Consider the following 17,119-nt stretch of genomic DNA (forward strand, 5'->3'; position numbering starts at 1 on the left):
TTTTTGCATCGCTTTTTTCACCGTGTCCGGATAGTCGGTGATCCAGCCGCGGATGAATGCCTCGGGTTTCGGAATGAACGGCTCGGTGCCGTCCACTCCGTATACCCTTGCGAACTTGCCTTCGCGCTCGATGGCGCCGAGGTATTTGCCCGACCAGAGCCGCTTGTGGATGTGGAAACCGTCCGCACTGCCGTACATGCCCAGGTTGTCCCAGCGGGTTTTCTTTGTCGCAATCAACGCTGTTTCCGCTCCCGGATCCTCCTGTTTCACCCTCATAAGAAGAGGATAATGGAAAGAGGAAAAATGAATGTCCGGATAGCCCTTGGCGGCCTTTACAATCTTTGCGACCGTTTCCGGACGATCGAGGAACGTTTCCTTCAACTCAATGTTGAGAGGGGGACTGTCCGATAACCGGGCCCACTCAAAAAACTCCGTCAGCGTCATCACAGGCTGCCCGAGGAGCCGCTTCCAGCGATTCCGCCCAACCTTCAGTTTCCTGACTTCTTCCAGAGTCAGCTCTGTGATGAACCGGCGGGTACCCGTGACACGGTACAGGTCGGCATCGTGGATAATAACGGGAATCCCGTCTTTCGTCAGCTGAACATCCGTCTCGATTCCGTCTGCTCCGAGTCCGATCGCTTTTTCAAATGCCCGAAGTGTATTTTCAAAGGCGTAACCCGAAGCTCCCCTGTGTGCATACACTTTCCTCATGCGCCCCACCCTTTCTGCATCTCCTTACTTTTTGTTTCCCGTAACAGGGCACCCGAAACGGATTCCACCCCGGAGTAAATGCCTTACTTACTATAAACGAAGAAAGCCGCCCGGAGTTCCGGGCGGCTGTTCCGGCAAGTGCCGGTATGAATGCGGTTTACTTTCAGGCAGTCATGAATTCAAGACGCAGTCTGTCCGATACCATTGCGATAAACTCGGAATTCGTTGGCTTGCTCTTCATATGATGCACCGTATAACCGAACATCTTCGAGATGACTTCATAGTTGCCCCGGTTCCAGGCGACTTCGATGGCGTGGCGGATTGCCCGTTCCACACGGGAAGGTGTCGTATTGAATTTTTCCGCAATCTCCGGATACAGCACTTTTGTGACCGAGCCGAGCAGGTCCACGTCATGATACACCATTGTGATCGCTTCGCGCAGGAAAGCGTAGCCTTTAATGTGTGCAGGCACCCCGATTTCCTTGATGATTGCGGTAATGGCCGTGTCGATCGCCTTTTTGCTGAGTGTTTGCTGCTTGCCGGCTTCTGACCCCTGAACGGCTGACTTCAGCTGACGCCCGTTTTTCATTTGGAGAATCTGATGGACCAGACGGTCGAATTCAAACGGTTTCAGGATAAAGTAAGATGCACCGAGCTCAGCAGCCTGCTGCATAATTTCCTCTTGTCCGAAAGCGGTGAGCATGATGATGTTCATGTCCCCAGCTCCCCCGTTTGCATGTATTTCCTCAAGAACACCAATTCCGTCCAGATGAGGCATAATGATATCCAGCAACAGCACATCAGGTTTTTTCTCTTCCAGCATGTTCAGGCAGAGCTTCCCGTTTGCAGCTGTTCCGATCACTTCGATCTCCGGATGATTTTCAAAATAAATAAGCATTGTTCTTACAAGTTCACGATTGTCATCCGCCACTGCCACTTTGATTTTTTCCATTATGATTTCCCCCTTATTTAAAACGAACCCTTATCAGAGACATGTTAGAATAGTTCGACATCCTGCTGTTAGTACCTTCATCAAATCTTAAAATGGGCCTCATGAACGATGTTTCCGACATTATTCGACGAAAATCCACAATTCAAAATGCTTCATTTCTGCCTTTATTATAATGCAAAAAAAGGAAAAGACCATACCTATCATGGTATGGCCAAGGATTTATTTTTACGGTTTCCGTTTTGTCATCTCACCAATCGGAAGAGCTGCCCCTTTTAAAGGTTCCTCGACAAACATATGCGTCACGACCCCGGCAAATTTCCCGTCCTGGATAATCGGGCTGCCACTCATGCCCTGCAAGATACCGCCTGTTTTTTCAATCAATGCACGATCTGTGACCGTAAACCTCAATACATCTTCTGCGGTTGCCGTGATGTTAATGCTATACTTATTGATTTCCGTTCCTTTGATCGTCGTATAGATGGAAGCTTCTCCTTCACGGATCTCTTGGGACTGCATAATCTCAACCGGTTTCGGGAATGCTCCTGTTAACGTTGATGTCCATTTGCCGAATATCCCATAGATTTCATTCTCGCGGATATCACCGAGGAGCTGCTGTCCGGATTCAACCGAGGAGATTTTGTACCCCGGCTTGCCCGGCTCGCTTTTTTTGATCTGTTCGACATCCGCCAGGAAGATGGAGCCGCCTGAAAACGGTGGTGCCCCGTCCAATGTCCTGTCGATGATCTGATGGCCGAGCGCCCCATATTCTCCGGTTTTCGGATCTACGTACGTCAATGTACCGATTCCCTCTGTACGCTCACGTATGAATGATGGGAGATTGAGGAGCTCTTTTTTCGTGGCTCCGACTTCCATTTCCCGTCCTTCACGCTCAATATCAAGTACCGCTTTTCCTTCGCCAGAAGCTTCTGCGGCATCCGAGATGTCCTGCGGCGTAGTGACTTCTTTCCCGTCAAGCGCCTTCACGATGTCGCCGGCCCGCAGCCACTGGCCATCCGCGACCAAAACATCATCTGTGACAACCAGCATCCCCAATTCCAGATGGATGCCGATTGAATGTCCCATTGGAATGAGCGTCTTCGGTCCGTTAGCTGCCGCACCGGTTGCACCTGTAAAGAACAGGACAGCAAGCAGTGCAAACAGCATCAGCTTCCGGCTAATCCATCGCATGGTTCACCTCCCTGTGCTGTTATATCGTTACTATGTGTCCGGTGCCTTTTCTTATGTCCGGTATAATGTAGCATGAAAATCAGGGGATAAAGAAACGTGCTGCAGTAGCGGCATTCTCGCAATCTCACATATAAGTTCGAAGAAAAAACTCAAATTCACGATAGGCATTCTGTTCATCTGTACAAATTAGTATGCAAAAAAAGACCGGCATTGATTCCTTGCTTTGATTTTCATGAAATCGTTAATGAAAAAAAATACTCCCCCTGCTCCGGCATGTAAGCTGCGGACAGGGGGAGTGCTGATTTAAGTTCACATTTCTTTTTTCCGGTCTTCCGCCATGACGAGAAGCTCTTCCGCATGACGTTTGGTGAGATCCGTCATTTCCGCTCCTGTCATCATCCGGCTCAGTTCCTCTGTGCGCTCCATCCCTTCCAGTTCAGCGACAGATGTGGTGGTGCGTTCGTCCGAGAACTCTTTGCGGATGAAAAGGTGATGGTCTGCCATCGCCGCGACCTGAGGCAGATGGGAAATGCAAAGGACTTGTGAGTGCATGGATATCGCAGCAATTTTCTCGGCGATTGCCTGCGCCACCCGCCCGCTGACACCAGTGTCCACTTCATCAAAAATAATCGATGTGACTTCCTGATGTTTTGAAAAAATCGTCTTCAGCGCCAGCATGATCCGGGAGAGTTCTCCTCCGGAAGCCACTTTGGCGAGCGGCTTCGGGGGTTCACCGACGTTTGCCGAGATGAGGAAGATGACGTCTTCCGCACCGTGACGGTCGAAATGGCTGCGTTCCCTGAATTCCACGGTGAATTGAGCTTTCTCCATGTAAAGTTCCGAAAGCTGGCGGTGGATCGCTTCCGCAAGGCGGACAGCTGCTTCTTTCCTGAGCCCCGACAGCTCCGCCGCTTCCACTGACAGGTCGGCTTCAATCGATTCGATTTCTTTTCTTTCATCTTTGAGCCGCTCATCCCGGTTGAGGAACTTTTCAAGTTCTTCTGCGATCTTGTCACGGTAGGCCAGAATTTCCGGAATGGATGCCCCATATTTCCTTTTCATGGTCTGAAGCAGGGCGAGCCGGTGCTCCACTTCATCAAGGCGGCCCGGGTCGAATTCCATCCCGTCGAGCATACTTTTCAATGAATACGCGGTTTCCTGCAACGTATAAAATGCATCAGATACCGAAGTCGCAAATTCGCCTGCCTGAGGATCAACTTCAGCAGCGTGTTCAAGGTCGCTCATCGCGGAACCCGTCCAGTCGAGCCCTTTCGACTCGCCCTGGATGGCTTCATACGCAGCAGAAACCCGCTCGAAGATGGCCGTGAAATTCTTCAGGCGTGTCCGCTCTTCCTCCAGCTCCTCCTCTTCCCCTTCAAAGAAGCCCGCATCGTCAATCTCCGTCAATTGAAAACGGTACAGATCGATTCGATGGGCAATCTGCTGTTCGGATTCGTCGTAACGTGCAATCCGTTTTTTCAGCTTGATATAGCGGTCATAAAGGGAAGCGTAGCTTTCCTTGGCATCGCTGATCGTTTCCCAGCCGAACTGGTCCAGCAAAAGAACGTGCCGTTGCTCGTCCATCAGCTCCTGCGTTTCGTGCTGCCCGTGAATATCGATCAGCGCGGAACCGATTTCCCGCAGGATGGCGAGGGTCACCAGCTTGCCATTCACCCGGCAGGTGCTCTTCCCTGAAGCTGAAATGTCTCGCCTCAGGATTACCATTCCTTCATCGTCCGATGGAATTCCCGACTCCTCAAGTTTCCGGAAAACCGGATGTCCGCCGTGGGACACTTCGAACATCCCTTCAAGCTCTGCTTTTTTTTCACCGTGGCGAATGAATTCACTAGATCCTCTGCCACCGGCCAAAAGCTGGACAGCATCGATGATGATCGACTTTCCCGCACCCGTCTCCCCCGTCAGGACGGTCAGTCCATTGTCAAAGCTGATGGACAGGTCACGGATAATCGCGAAGTTCTTGATTGACAGTTCTCTAAGCACGGGGCGTTCACCTCCTGATCAGAGCATGCCCAGCAGCTTTGCCCTTACTGTTTCACGCTGTTCGTCATTCCGGCAAAGAATGAGGCACGTATCATCCCCGCAGATGGTTCCGAGGATTTCTTCCCATTCGATCTGGTCGATCAGTGAACCGATCGCGTGCGCATTGCCCGGCAGTGTCTTCATGACAAGAAAATGCCCCGCTCCGTCAATGCTGACAAACGCATCGGTCAACGCCCGGTTAAGCTTGCGCATGGGATCAAAGCTGCGCTCGGCAGGCAAGCTGTATTTGTAGCGGCCGTCCCTGAGCGGGACCTTCACGAGATGAAGTTCTTTGATATCTCTCGAGATCGTCGCCTGGGTCACATTGAACCCCTCATGCTTTAGCCGGTCGACGAGCTCGTCCTGTGTTTCGATTTCATTATGTCCAATAATTTCCCGAATACGGATATGCCGTTGGCCCTTGCTCAATCTATTCCCTCCGAAGAATGCATATTTCCTAATAAGAATGTACCATTATCCATTTTTCGCAACAACAAAAAACCCCCTATTCCGGGGGTCAATCCAACTTTTCATGGGCTTCCTTCACAAGTGCGGAAAAAGTCCCTTCCGGAAGCCGGAACTCCGGATCCTCTGCCGCCTTCAGGTGAAAGAGGAACTCGATATTGCCTTCGCCTCCGGTAACAGGGGAGAACGAAGCGTTCATGACGTCGAATCCGTTTAAAACAGCCATCGCTGCCGTACGTTCGAGGACTTCAAGGTGAACAGCCGGGTCACGGACGATCCCTTTTTTGCCTACGTTCTCCCGTCCGGCCTCAAACTGGGGTTTGACCAGCGCGATGACATCTCCTCCCGGCATCAGCACTGTTTTTAGAGTCGGCAGGATGAGGGAAAGAGAGATGAACGATACATCGATAGTCGCGAATTCAGGTATGCCCTCCGTGAACAGATCAGGGGTTGCATGCCGGAAATTCACCCGTTCCATGACGGTCACCCTCGGGTCCTGACGGAGTTTATAGGCGAGCTGGTTATAGCCGACATCAAGCGCGTAGCTGTGGGCAGCGCCATTTTGAAGTGCGCAGTCCGTGAAACCGCCAGTTGATGCGCCAATATCCAGGATCAGCTTGCCGGCCACACTCACCTCAAAGGTTTCAAGCGCTTTTTCAAGCTTGAGACCCCCGCGGCTTACATACTTCAGCCCGCTTCCTTTCACCTGGATATCTGCGTCTGCAGGAATCTTCTCACCAGGCTTATCCATCCTGCGGTCACCTGAAAAGACGATTCCCGCCATGACGGCCCGTTTGGCCTGTTCGCGGGTTTCAAAAAATCCGCGGTCCGCCAAGAGGACATCAATTCTTTCTTTTGGCTGCTTGGGTGTCATAGGGCATGCATGCCTTTCTGGCGGGACAGGCCCACCAGTTCTTCGACCTTGTCCGCAAGAGCTTCATCTGTCATGCCGATCTCCTCAAGGAGTTCCGGCACGCTGCCGTGTTCAATGAATTTGTCAGGAATGCCCATGCGGTCGATGATGCTTCCGTGGAATCCGTGTTCGTGTGCGAACTCGATGACCCCGCTTCCGAATCCGCCCGCCAGGACCGCTTCCTCAACAGTCACGATCGGCAACTTCCGTTCCAGGAGGTTCTTTAGCATTTCCTCGTCAAATGGTTTGATGAACCGCGCATTGACAACAGCAGCGCCGATGCCTTTTTCTCGCAGCTTTTCCGCGGCGGCCAGCGCCATAGGAATGGTCGTTCCGAATGTCAGGATGGCCGCATCACGTCCTTCAGTGAGCATCTCCCATGAGCCGATCGGGATCTCCCTGAGCTCTTCATCAAGCGGAACCCCAAGGCCATTGCCGCGCGGATAGCGCAGTGCAATCGGACCGTTGTCATAGCTGACCGCAGTCCTGACCATATGCTGGCCCTCATTTTCATCCTTCGGCATCATGATCGTCAGGTTCGGCATGCTTCTGAGGAATGCAATGTCGAAGACGCCCTGGTGGGTTTCCCCATCAGCGCCGACCAGCCCTGCCCTGTCGATGCCGATAAAGACATTCAGATTCTGCCTCGCGATATCGTGGAGCATCTGGTCATATGAACGCTGCAGGAAAGTTGAGTAAATGGCGAGGAACGGCTTCATCTCTTCGACCGCCAGCCCTGCCGCCATCGTCGTTGCATGCTGTTCGGCAATTCCGACATCGAACATTCGGTCCGGGAATTCAGATGCGAAGCCTTCCAGCTTCGATCCGACCGGCATCGCAGGCGTGATTGCGACCACACGCTTGTCCTCCCGGGCAATCCGGCGGACAGTTTCCGCAATCAGCGCGCTCCAGCCCGGTGCTTTTGCCGGAGACTTGATGAGGTCGCCCGTTTCAAGCTTATATGGCCCGGTGCCATGCCATGTGCCGATCTTGTCCTCTTCTGCCGGGCGGAACCCTTTGCCTTTTTTGGTCAGGACGTGGATGATTACCGGCCCTTCCATCTTTTTGGCGTAATTCAGATTGGCTTCAAGATCCTCGAAGCTGTGCCCGTCAACGGGACCCAGGTAGGTAAAGCCGAGTTCTTCGAAAAAGACACCTGTAACGAGCAGATATTTTAGGCTGTCCTTTACCCGCTCCGCCGTCGCGGCTAGTTTGCCGCCGACAGCCGGAATCTTCTTCAGCAGATATTCCAGCTCGTCTTTCGCCTTGTTATACTTTCCGGCAGTGCGCAGCCGTCCTAGCACGTTATGAAGTGCGCCCACGTTCGGCGCAATCGACATTTCATTGTCATTCAGGATGACGGTCATGTTTGTGCGCTCGGAACCGATATGGTTCAGCGCCTCAAGCGCCATTCCGCCTGTTAGTGCGCCGTCCCCGATCACCGGGATGACATGGTTGTCCGCACCCTTGATATCGCGCGCTGCCGCCATGCCCATCGCGGCTGACAGAGAAGTCGAACTGTGGCCGGTTTCCCAGACATCATGCTCGCTCTCGATTCGTTTCGGGAACCCGCAAAGGCCCCTGTACTTCCTGAGCGTAGAGAAATCACACGCACGGCCGGTCAGGATCTTATGGACGTATGCCTGGTGGCCCACATCCCAGATAATCTTGTCCTGCGGGCTGTCAAAAGCCCTGTGCAGGGCAATTGTCAGCTCCACGACACCGAGGTTCGGCCCGATGTGGCCGCCGGTAGCGGACAGCTCACGGATCAGGAACGACCGGATATCCGATGCCAGTGACTCCAATTCCCCGTTGCCAAGCTCCTTCAGGAAGGATGGATCGGAAATCTTGGTCAAATCCATCGCCATCACTCACCTTTATAAAAAAATAGGTAAAAATATTCTTTGTTCATTATAGCAGTGTCCCATCCATACACCAAACAAACGCTGTCAGGAAACGCGGTGGATAATGTAATCCGCGATCAGGCGGAGGATAGGATCAGGGTCTTTCAGGAATGAAATGGCTTTGACTGCTTCTGTATGATGATGGAGCAGCTTTTTCCTTGCCCCTTCCATTGTCAGGATTCCGGGATAGGTGTTTTTCCCCTGCTCGGCGTCAGCCCCCGTCTTCTTGCCGGTAACTTTTTCGTCCCCCACAACGTCCAGGATGTCATCCTGGATCTGGAAGGCGATGCCGATGTGGCGTGCATAGCGCCTGAGTTGTTCCCGATCCGTCGCTTTCGCCTTGGCGAGTATCGCACCTGCCTCTACCGCAAAGGTCAGCAGCGCACCGGTTTTGAGCCGGTGGACGTTTTCAAGTTCGTTTTCCGAAAGCTTTTTCTGTTCGGCATCCATGTCAAGCATCTGGCCGCCGACCATGCCTTCTGCGCCCGCGGTGCGGGTAAGCAGGAGGATCAGCTCAAGCTTTTCGGCATCCGTCAGTGATGGTGCTTTGCCGATTACGGAAAAGCTTTCCGTCAGCATGGCGTCTCCGGCGAGGATGGCTGTTGCCTCACCATATACTTTATGGTTCGTCGGCTTGCCGCGGCGCAGGTCATCATCGTCCATCGCGGGAAGGTCGTCATGAATCAGCGAATATGTATGGATCATCTCAAGTGCGGCGCCCACATGCAGTTCAGCGGGATGAACTTTTCCCAAGTCATGGAGCACACCGGATATCAGCAGCGGCCGGATTCTTTTCCCTCCCGCTGTCAGTGAATAGAGCATCGATTCCTTTAATCTGGATTCCGTGTCAAGCGACTTGACTGCCCCTTCAAGCACAGGAGACAACTCACTGATCCGGCTATCCATGAAATCTTTCAGCTTCTCATTCATCGCGATTTCCTCCCTGACCCGGATCAAAAGCTGTTGCCTCCCCGTCTTTGTCAATAAGCGTCACGAGCTGCTTTTCGGCGGACTGCAGTTTGCTGTGACAGACCGCAGACAGTTCCATTCCTTTTTTGTACAGGTCGATGGCATCTTCAAGCGGCACATCCCCAGACTCAAGCCGGCGGACGATTTCTTCCAGACGGCCGATCGCCTCTTCAAAACGGATATCTTTGGTTTCCTGTTTTTCTTCGCTCATTTATTGTTCCACGTCCTTTCGTTCTGGGGGCCCTTTGACAATCGCATCAATTGTTCCGTCCCGGAATGAAATCGACACTTTGTCACCTGCATCCAATTCACCGGCGGACTTGATCACCCGGTCACCGCTTCTCACGAGGCTGTACCCCCGGTCCATGACCGAAAGTGGATTCAGCGCCTGAAGTGTGCGGACAGCCGAATCAAGTGTACAGCCCTGGCGCTGGACAGTTTCTTTTGCCGCGCGCTTGAGGCCCTCCTCCAGCCGGTTTGTGTGCTGCTGCGCCTGTGTCAGAAGCTCCCGGGGAGAGCGGGCAGATAGCCGTGCATCCAGATTGGCAATGGCCTGCCGGCGGTCGGATGCCAACCGTGAAGCGCTTTGCCCCAGTCGCTCATCCAGAAGTTCCAGTCTTTCGGCAAATGGCCGGTATAGCCGCTCCGGAAAACTCATCGGATAAGAGGACTCAAGCCGCTCCAGCCGTTTTTGCTCTTGGCGCAGTCTGGAATGTAGGGATTGGTGGAGCCTGGACCTCGATTCAAGGATGCGCCTTGAGATCTCCACGCTGTCCGGGACAGCCAGCTCTGCGGCTGCAGTCGGAGTAGGAGCGCGGAGATCGGCCACAAAATCGGCGATGACCGTGTCGGTTTCATGGCCGACCGCGCTGATCACAGGAATACGGGAAGTGAAAATCTCCCTGGCAACCTCTTCCTCATTGAATGCCCACAGGTCCTCAATCGAACCCCCGCCCCGTCCGATGATCAGCACATCGATTCCGCCATGTCCATTGGCCTGGCGGATTGCACTTACGATCGACGGGACGGCATTGGCTCCCTGCACTACAGCAGGGAACAGGAGCACGTCCGCGAGCGGATAGCGCCGGTTCAGTGTCGTACAGATATCACGGACCGCAGCCCCTGTCGGAGCGGTGATGACGCCGACCCTGTCCGGGTAGGCAGGAATTGGCTGTTTCCATTCGGCGTTGAACAACCCCTCTTTGCCAAGCCGCTCTTTTAGCTGCTCGAATGCAATGAATAGCTCCCCGACGCCATCGGGCTGCATTGAATTCGCATAAAGCTGGTATTGGCCGGCAGCCTCATAAACATTCACATCGCCCCGGATCAGGACATTCATGCCTTCCTCCGGCCGGAATTTCAGCTTGGAGGCATTAGCGCGGAACATCGCTGCATTGATGCGGGATCGGCTATCCTTCAAGGTAAAATAAACATGCCCGGAAGAATGGAGCTTTACATTCGACAGCTCCCCCTTGACGTAGACATCACGGAGATGGAGATCCGCATCGAACTTGCGCTTGATGTATTTGGTCAGAGCACCGACTGTCAGATATGGATTTTGCATGCCGGCACCGCCTCTCTTTTGAAATACAAAAATATAGCGGCAGGCCGGCACGTTCCCGGGCGCAGCCGCCGGGACGCGCCGGCCACTGGGCCGGTACCGTCACGGCAGGCAGGCTTACCGAGGGGGCCGTACCGCCCTTGCCGCATGCTTAAACAATTTTATCGGTTTCCGAAACGATCTGTCGGGTGCTCACCGTTCTTCCCGGAAAGCCCTTTCGGCACTTTTCAGTGTGTTCGACATGAGCATTGCAATCGTCATCGGCCCGACTCCACCCGGGACGGGCGTGATGGCCGAAGCAACCGGAAGGACACTGTCGAAATCAACGTCTCCGTGCAGCTTTCCGTCTTCTCCCCGGTTGATGCCGACATCGATGACAACGGCATCCACTTTGACGTGCTCCCGGCCGATCATGCCTTCCCGCCCGACAGCTGCAATCAGGACATCTGCCTGGCGGGTGATGGACGGCAGGTCTGCAGTCTTGGAATGACAGATCGTCACGGTGGCATTCGCATGAAGAAGAAGCATGGCCATCGGCTTGCCGACGATATTGCTCCGTCCCACCACTACGGCATGTTTGCCGTTCAGGTCCACTCCACGCCGCTCCAGCATGACCATGATGCCGAGTGGCGTGCACGGGACAAACCCCTCCATGCCTGCCATAAGTCTTCCGGCATTGACGGGATGGAATCCGTCCACGTCTTTGTCCGGATGGATCGCGGCGATGATGCGCTGTTCGTCGATCTGTTCCGGAAGCGGAAGCTGGACGAGAATGCCATGGATGGCAGGATCCCCGTTGAGCCGGCCGATCTCGGCGAGGAGGTCGGCCTCACTTGTCTCGCTGCTTAAGCGGATCACCTCGGAGTGCATGCCCAGCGCCTTTGTCGTACGCTCTTTGCTGCCGACATAAGCCGATGATGCAGGGTCTTCACCCACCAGGATCACTGCAAGTCCGGGGGTCATCCCTTTCGCCTTCAGACGGTCGACGCCCACCTTTACTTCTTCCTTAACTAACCTGCTGATTTCTCTGCCGTCAATAATTTTGCCTTCCACGCTCTTCACTCCAAGCTGTATAGGTGTCAGTCTGTGTATTTGGATAGGACGCCGTTCACAAACCGGCTTGATTTCTCATCTCCGAATGTCTTGCTGAGCTCGATTGCTTCATTCAATACGACTTTGGAAGGCGTTTCTTCCATATGAAGAAGTTCGTAAACGGCCATCCGAAGCACGGTCCTTTCAACCTTCGGGAGCCGTTCCAGTTTCCAGTTCTCGAGCTTCGACTTCAATGACTCGTCGATTTCTTCCCTATTGCCATAAGTTCCCTCGACGAGGGAGGCATAGAACGGATCACGGACTTCCTCTTCCCCCGTGATATGGTCCATCGCCTCATTGGGCGTCATCTCCGTGCTGTCCAGCTGGAACAGCGCCTGCATGGCTTTTTCTCGTGCTTCATGTCGTTTCATCCGGGCAATCTCCTCTTTTTGCATCGTTCTGGACTATGATAGCATATTTTCGCCGATCCGTAGGAATCCGGAAACAAAAAGCCGCCTTTAATTGGCGGCTTTTTGTTCATGCTTAGAAAATTATAAATCGTCACTGTGTGAATAACGGCTATTCACGTGGCATCTCCGGCCAGCTCCAGCGTCAAGCAACTGGCAAACTTCACCCTTCTCCATTGCGATAAGTCAACATCCGCTCGTTCTTCGCCGAATTTCTTTATCTCATTGCGAAGGGCTCCAGTTTGTACGTTGCTAACCGGGCACTTGCCCTTTTGTTCAGGCTCGTTCTTCCGATTGGTCGAACTGGATACCGGTGATGTGGACGTTCACTTCTTCCGGTTCGATTGCGGTCATGTTGAAAACCGACTGGCGTACATTCTGCTGAATTTCCCGGGCGACGGCCGGAACTGTGCTGCCATAGCCGACCGAGCAGTAGACGTCGATGAACAGGCCATCTTCGTTATAGTCGATCTTGACCCCTTTGCCGTGCACCGTACGTCCGAATTTCTCCGCGACACCGGAAGCGAAATTGCCCCGCATGTCCGCCACCCCTTCCACTTCGGCGGTGGCGATGCCGACGATCACTTCAAGCACTTCCGGAGCGAGCTCGACCTTGCCGTAATTTTCCTTGCCGGCCCCGGCGGCTGCCTCACGGGAGGAAGTCGTTTGTTCTGCCATCCGGATCATCCCTTTCTCAATGTTGTTCGGCTTCTTCAGTTTCAGCCATTACATCATATTTTTCAAGGAACTTGGTGTCAAAGTCTCCGGATTTGAAGACTTCATGATCCATGAGATTCAAATGGAACGGGATCGTCGTATCGACGCCTTCCACGACGAATTCGGAAAGCGCGCGTTTCATGCGGGCAACCGCCTCTTCGCGGGTGTCTGCAAATGTGATGAGCTTGGCCACCATGGAATCGTAAAACGGCGGAATCATGTAGCCCGGATAAACGGCGGAGTCAACACGTACTCCGTTGCCGCCCGGTACGATGTACATGTTGACCCGGCCTGGTGACGGCATGAAGTTACGTGAAGGGTTTTCGGCATTGATGCGGCACTCGATCGACCAGCCGTTGATCTTCACATCTTCCTGCCTGATCTCCAGCTGTTCGCCGGAAGCGATTTTGAGCTGCTGGGCGATCAGGTCGATGCCCGTCACCATTTCGGTTACCGGGTGCTCGACCTGGATGCGCGTGTTCATCTCCATGAAGTAGAATTTATCATTCAGATGATCGTAGATGAATTCCACCGTACCCGCGCTGCGGTAGCCGACAGCCTGTGCTGCGAGGACTGCAGCTTGTCCCATCTTTTCGCGTGTTTCCTGGGATAGTGCAGGTGACGGAGCTTCCTCGACCAGCTTCTGCATGCGGCGCTGGATCGAGCAGTCGCGCTCCCCAAGGTGGATTGTATTGCCGAACTGATCGGCGAGCACCTGAATTTCCACATGCCGGAAGTTCTCAATGAATTTTTCGATATAGACACCCGGATTTCCGAAAGCTGCCGCTGCTTCTTTTTGTGTGATCTCCACACCCTTTTTCAGTTCCGCTTCATCGCGGGCGACCCGGATCCCTTTTCCGCCGCCGCCTGCTGTCGCTTTGATGATGACCGGGAACCCGATCTCTTTTGCGACTTCCAGCGCGCCTTCCGGTCCGTCAACGATCCCGGTGGATCCCGGAACGACCGGAACGCCGGCCTTTCTCATCGTTTCACGCGCGACATCTTTAGTGCCCATTCTGGAGATGGCATCTGCAGTCGGACCGATGAATGTGACATTAACTTCTTCGCAGAGTTCGGCGAAGTCGGCGTTTTCGGCCAGGAACCCGTATCCGGGGTGGATGCCGTCACAGCCGGTCATCTTGGCGACACTGATGACGTTTGTGAAGTTCAGGTAACTGTCTTTGGATTGTTTTGGACCGATGCAGTAGGCTTCATCTGCCATTTCCACATGGAGGGCATCACGGTCGGCTTCGGAATAGACCGCGACCGTCTGGATCCCGAGGTCTCGGCATGCCCGGATAATGCGGACCGCGATTTCCCCGCGGTTGGCTATGAGGACTTTTTTCATCTTGTCGCCCCCCTTATTCCGGCTTGACCAGGAATAGCGGCTGGCCATACTCCACGAGTTGTCCGTCCTCTACAAGGATCTGTGCAATCTCACCGCTTGTCTCCGCTTCAATTTCATTGAACAGTTTCATGGCTTCAACGATGCAGACGACGCTATCCGGCTTGACCTTGTCACCGACTGCGACAAACGGAGCCGCATCCGGTGATGGTGACTGATAGAAGGTCCCGACCATCGGCGACTTTACTTCCACCAGATTCTCGTCCTGTGAAACAGCTGCTGGTGCAGCTTCCTGCTGCTTCGGCTCTTCCTTGGCGGACGGCGCAGGCTGGGCAACAGGCGCGGCTGGTGCAGGTGCGGCCACAGCAGGCGCCTGGACTGCAGGGGCACTTTCGACCACCTGGAAGGCGCCGCCCTTTTTCAGCTTGATCTCGCCTTCTTCCGTCTTGTACTTGAATTCTTCAATTCCCGTTTGGTCGATCAGTTTGATGATTTCGCGGATTTCTTGAATTTTAAGCATAATGACGACTCCTCTGACTATAAATGTGTACCCTTACATTTTAGACGTTTCGAAAGGTTTTTTAAATAGGTATCACATAAAAGCGACGAATCCGGTACTGAAGTACGACATTCAGCGCAAGAGTACGGAATTTTCCGCAAAAGAAAAAGGCCTTGCGAAGGCCCAGTTTATTGTGCGGATTTAAAATCGACGGAGACTTGCGATGAATCTTCCCACTCACTCTTTACGGTATAGACAATCTGGTCTGCCTGTGCGGCTGACAGTTCATCGGCGATGACACTTACCTTCACGGCCCCATCTTCTGTGCGGACGACCACATCTTCATATCCGATATCTTTGATCAGCATCTCAAGCATGGCTTCAGCCGTCTCGCGTTTCGTAAGAGATTGCATTTCATTAAATGCCTGGTCGCGCTCTTCAGCGGTCAGGTCATCGGACGTGATTTTCTGTGTCAGCAGTTCTCTTTGCTGGCTGCGCTCATTGCGCATTTCCATCCTCATCTCTTCGAACAGGTAGCTCTCCGCAAAGACCGGAGTTGCATCGCTTCCCGCTTCACCCAGCTGTGTGTCTTCGATCGTATCATCGGAAAAAATCGTGATTCCGTCAAACGGCATCGGGTTACGGTCAAACAGATAGTAGACTCCAATCACCGCTACGAGACTCAGCAACGTCAGGAACCAGACACCTTTTTTCTTCACTCTCATCCCTCTTCCCCCTCGTTTTTCATTTCCACTACGACGATCCGGTGCTCGGGCAGCTGGAGAACACCTGACAGGATCCGGACAAGCTCCGCACGGACCTTCGGATTTCCCGCTCCTTCCGCGACAACGAGGATCCCTCCGGAAGGCGTGTCCTTTCCGCCGCCGGATGCGTTTCCGAAGTAACCGTCAAGCGGCATCAGAATTCCGCTCCGCTCTCCGTCTTCACCATCCTGCCGGTAGACCCTGACTTTCCCGACTCCCCTGATATCCGAAAGGACCGATTCAAGCCCGGATGGCACTGCTTCCCTGCCTTCAGCGCTGTTTTCGGCGAACAGCCCCCTCATTCCCGGCAACAGGATGAACAGGCTGGCTGCAACGGCAAGCAGCAGCGGCAGGGCGCTCTTCTTAAAGTTTTTTTCCATGTCATCTCCACGCTTCCCGTCCTTTCGGTTATGGCTGTTCCGGTATATGGGAGCGGATGAATCGGTCCGGCAGCCAGGATTGCTGTGCCGTTTCCCGGCCATTCATCCTGACACAATGTATGCACGGCTCGTACAGGCTATGACCCGGGCAGCAGGGAGATCAGACCAAGGATATAAATCAGCACTGCAAGCTTCATCAGCGGCATGAAGTTCTCCCTTTCATCAGCTCCGAGTACCGCGCCCAGGACCGCCAATATGCCCATGAGCCAGACAAGGCCGGCGAGCCATTCCCACATTCACTCACCCCGCTCCCGCAATGACCTTGATCAATACGATGGACAGCACTGCAGTATAAAAAATGGCGAATGCAACAATCAGCATGATTCCGCAGAGCACAAACAGTGTTTTTCCGATATCGTCAAAAAGTCCTGCGAGATCCTCATGTGCGAACGGCTCAGAAAGCGCGGCGATCCACTTGTAGAGAAAGGCTGTCAGAAGCACATAGATAACGGGGGAAAGACTCGTCACGAGCAGTGCAACAATCAAATAACTGCCGGCTATCGGAGCCATGCCGGATGAATACTTGCCGACAACCCCCATCGTATCCGTAATAAACGACCCGACCAGCGGGACATGCTGGCGCAACAGTGCTTTGAGCGGCTCCGCCAGTGCACTTCCGGAAGACCAGGCCATTGCACCGGTCGCCGTGATAAATAGCGAGTAGCAGGCGATGATGACAGAGATCGCGCCCAGAAGGGTCACCCGGATCATCTCCGAAATACGGGCGAACGGGATTTCGGGCACGAGCCTGGACAGGTAATCCAAGATAAAACTCGCAATCAGCAGGGGGACCATCCATTTGCCCCCGATCACGACGGCCCCCTGGACAAACAGGAAAACGGCGGGGTTCCAGTTGATGAGAGAAAGCGCTCCTCCTGCGGCTGCCATTCCGGCGGCCAGAACCGGATAGATGCCGAGGAACAGCCCGGTCATCTTCCCGATCAGACCATCCATCATGCGAACCGCATCGATCGCCGGTCCCATCGCCGCAGCTCCTGCCGAGACAAGCAGGAAAAGCCTTGTCCACTCACGGAACTGCGGGACGAGAAAATCCGCCGCCAGAGCCGCGGCGGACAGGACGACGATCAGCACAAACAGCCTGATGGGCGGACCCGAAACTGCAGCAATCAGCTCCCACATCGTTCAAGCCCC

At 53.8% G+C, this 17,119-nt stretch carries 19 protein-coding genes; all 19 read right to left on the bottom strand.

From position 1 onward, the window contains the following. Positions 1-711: glycerophosphodiester phosphodiesterase (locus tag AC6CHQ_RS03395; protein ID WP_498080900.1), on the bottom strand; the 711-nt coding region annotated here is incomplete at its 3' end. A gap of 163 nt (positions 712-874) precedes the next feature. Next, positions 875-1,663 (bottom strand): sporulation transcription factor Spo0A, encoded by a 789-nt coding sequence (spo0A, locus tag AC6CHQ_RS03400; protein WP_251240312.1) that lies wholly within the window; start codon positions 1,661-1,663, stop codon positions 875-877. 225 nt (positions 1,664-1,888) lie between these two features. Beyond that, entirely contained in the window at positions 1,889-2,851 is a 963-nt protein-coding gene (locus AC6CHQ_RS03405) for a SpoIVB peptidase S55 domain-containing protein (protein WP_251240313.1), read from the bottom strand. A 309-nt stretch (positions 2,852-3,160) separates the two neighbouring features. Continuing rightward, complete coding sequence (recN, locus tag AC6CHQ_RS03410; protein ID WP_498080901.1) at positions 3,161-4,852, bottom strand: DNA repair protein RecN; 1,692 nt, start codon at positions 4,850-4,852, stop codon at positions 3,161-3,163. 18 nt (positions 4,853-4,870) lie between these two features. Continuing rightward, positions 4,871-5,320 carry a transcriptional regulator AhrC/ArgR gene (gene ahrC, locus AC6CHQ_RS03415; RefSeq protein WP_092051120.1) on the bottom strand — a complete coding sequence of 150 codons (450 nt, stop codon included), beginning with the start codon at positions 5,318-5,320 and terminating at the stop codon, positions 4,871-4,873. 88 nt (positions 5,321-5,408) lie between these two features. Continuing rightward, a complete protein-coding gene (locus AC6CHQ_RS03420) occupies positions 5,409-6,230 on the bottom strand; it encodes a TlyA family RNA methyltransferase (RefSeq protein WP_251240315.1) in 822 nt (273 codons plus the stop codon). Beyond that, a complete protein-coding gene (gene dxs, locus AC6CHQ_RS03425; RefSeq protein ID WP_498080902.1) occupies positions 6,227-8,131 on the bottom strand; it encodes a 1-deoxy-D-xylulose-5-phosphate synthase in 1,905 nt (634 codons plus the stop codon). The genes AC6CHQ_RS03420 and dxs overlap by 4 nt, the downstream gene beginning before the upstream one ends. A gap of 87 nt (positions 8,132-8,218) precedes the next feature. Continuing rightward, positions 8,219-9,103, bottom strand: a complete 885-nt coding sequence (locus tag AC6CHQ_RS03430; protein WP_251240317.1) for a polyprenyl synthetase family protein — start codon at positions 9,101-9,103, stop codon at positions 8,219-8,221. Beyond that, positions 9,096-9,353: an exodeoxyribonuclease VII small subunit gene (locus AC6CHQ_RS03435; protein WP_251240318.1), complete on the bottom strand. Its 258-nt coding sequence runs from the start codon at positions 9,351-9,353 to the stop codon at positions 9,096-9,098. Before AC6CHQ_RS03435 ends, AC6CHQ_RS03430 begins: the two co-directional genes overlap by 8 nt. Further along, on the bottom strand, positions 9,354-10,706 hold the full coding sequence (gene xseA, locus AC6CHQ_RS03440) for an exodeoxyribonuclease VII large subunit (RefSeq protein ID WP_498080903.1): 1,353 nt from the start codon (positions 10,704-10,706) through the stop codon (positions 9,354-9,356). Positions 10,707-10,895: 189 nt separating this feature from the next. Further along, the gene (gene folD, locus AC6CHQ_RS03445; protein WP_498080904.1) at positions 10,896-11,756 is read right to left on the bottom strand and encodes a bifunctional methylenetetrahydrofolate dehydrogenase/methenyltetrahydrofolate cyclohydrolase FolD; all 861 of its coding nucleotides are present in this window, start codon (positions 11,754-11,756) and stop codon (positions 10,896-10,898) included. A gap of 26 nt (positions 11,757-11,782) precedes the next feature. Continuing rightward, positions 11,783-12,166, bottom strand: coding sequence for a transcription antitermination factor NusB (gene nusB, locus AC6CHQ_RS03450; RefSeq protein ID WP_092051132.1), 384 nt, complete (start codon positions 12,164-12,166; stop codon positions 11,783-11,785). A gap of 312 nt (positions 12,167-12,478) precedes the next feature. After that, complete coding sequence (locus AC6CHQ_RS03455; RefSeq protein ID WP_251240321.1) at positions 12,479-12,880, bottom strand: Asp23/Gls24 family envelope stress response protein; 402 nt, start codon at positions 12,878-12,880, stop codon at positions 12,479-12,481. 16 nt (positions 12,881-12,896) lie between these two features. Then, positions 12,897-14,267, bottom strand: coding sequence for an acetyl-CoA carboxylase biotin carboxylase subunit (accC, locus tag AC6CHQ_RS03460; protein WP_251240322.1), 1,371 nt, complete (start codon positions 14,265-14,267; stop codon positions 12,897-12,899). 13 nt (positions 14,268-14,280) lie between these two features. Then, positions 14,281-14,784: an acetyl-CoA carboxylase biotin carboxyl carrier protein gene (gene accB, locus AC6CHQ_RS03465; RefSeq protein ID WP_251240323.1), complete on the bottom strand. Its 504-nt coding sequence runs from the start codon at positions 14,782-14,784 to the stop codon at positions 14,281-14,283. 167 nt (positions 14,785-14,951) lie between these two features. Further along, a complete protein-coding gene (locus AC6CHQ_RS03470; protein ID WP_092051140.1) occupies positions 14,952-15,488 on the bottom strand; it encodes a SpoIIIAH-like family protein in 537 nt (178 codons plus the stop codon). Further along, positions 15,485-15,907 (bottom strand): SpoIIIAG-related protein, encoded by a 423-nt coding sequence (locus AC6CHQ_RS03475; RefSeq protein WP_251240324.1) that lies wholly within the window; start codon positions 15,905-15,907, stop codon positions 15,485-15,487. Before AC6CHQ_RS03475 ends, AC6CHQ_RS03470 begins: the two co-directional genes overlap by 4 nt. 137 nt (positions 15,908-16,044) lie before the next feature. Beyond that, the gene (locus tag AC6CHQ_RS03480) at positions 16,045-16,203 is read right to left on the bottom strand and encodes a hypothetical protein (RefSeq protein ID WP_177168297.1); all 159 of its coding nucleotides are present in this window, start codon (positions 16,201-16,203) and stop codon (positions 16,045-16,047) included. 4 nt (positions 16,204-16,207) lie between these two features. Continuing rightward, positions 16,208-17,107: a stage III sporulation protein AE gene (locus AC6CHQ_RS03485; RefSeq protein ID WP_251240325.1), complete on the bottom strand. Its 900-nt coding sequence runs from the start codon at positions 17,105-17,107 to the stop codon at positions 16,208-16,210. Between the last annotated feature and the right edge of the window lie 12 nt (positions 17,108-17,119).

The sequence above is a fragment of the Bhargavaea sp. GQ12 genome, assembly GCF_059758705.1.

Bases quoted from the DNA above. Each gene is read 5' to 3' on its own strand.
- AC6CHQ_RS03475 (WP_251240324.1), bottom strand. From the start codon at position 15,907: ATGGAAAAAAACTTTAAGAAGAGCGCCCTGCCGCTGCTGCTTGCCGTT.
- AC6CHQ_RS03485 (WP_251240325.1), bottom strand. From the start codon at position 17,107: ATGTGGGAGCTGATTGCTGCAGTTTCGGGTCCGCCCATCAGGCTGTTT.
- spo0A (WP_251240312.1), bottom strand. From the start codon at position 1,663: ATGGAAAAAATCAAAGTGGCAGTGGCGGATGACAATCGTGAACTTGTA.
- AC6CHQ_RS03405 (WP_251240313.1), bottom strand. From the start codon at position 2,851: ATGCGATGGATTAGCCGGAAGCTGATGCTGTTTGCACTGCTTGCTGTC.
- AC6CHQ_RS03435 (WP_251240318.1), bottom strand. From the start codon at position 9,353: ATGAGCGAAGAAAAACAGGAAACCAAAGATATCCGTTTTGAAGAGGCG.
- AC6CHQ_RS03430 (WP_251240317.1), bottom strand. From the start codon at position 9,103: ATGAATGAGAAGCTGAAAGATTTCATGGATAGCCGGATCAGTGAGTTG.
- AC6CHQ_RS03420 (WP_251240315.1), bottom strand. From the start codon at position 6,230: ATGACACCCAAGCAGCCAAAAGAAAGAATTGATGTCCTCTTGGCGGAC.
- AC6CHQ_RS03455 (WP_251240321.1), bottom strand. From the start codon at position 12,880: ATGGCAGAACAAACGACTTCCTCCCGTGAGGCAGCCGCCGGGGCCGGC.
- AC6CHQ_RS03470 (WP_092051140.1), bottom strand. From the start codon at position 15,488: ATGAGAGTGAAGAAAAAAGGTGTCTGGTTCCTGACGTTGCTGAGTCTC.
- AC6CHQ_RS03480 (WP_177168297.1), bottom strand. From the start codon at position 16,203: ATGTGGGAATGGCTCGCCGGCCTTGTCTGGCTCATGGGCATATTGGCG.
- accB (WP_251240323.1), bottom strand. From the start codon at position 14,784: ATGCTTAAAATTCAAGAAATCCGCGAAATCATCAAACTGATCGACCAA.
- dxs (WP_498080902.1), bottom strand. From the start codon at position 8,131: ATGGATTTGACCAAGATTTCCGATCCATCCTTCCTGAAGGAGCTTGGC.
- nusB (WP_092051132.1), bottom strand. From the start codon at position 12,166: ATGAAACGACATGAAGCACGAGAAAAAGCCATGCAGGCGCTGTTCCAG.
- accC (WP_251240322.1), bottom strand. From the start codon at position 14,267: ATGAAAAAAGTCCTCATAGCCAACCGCGGGGAAATCGCGGTCCGCATT.
- xseA (WP_498080903.1), bottom strand. From the start codon at position 10,706: ATGCAAAATCCATATCTGACAGTCGGTGCTCTGACCAAATACATCAAG.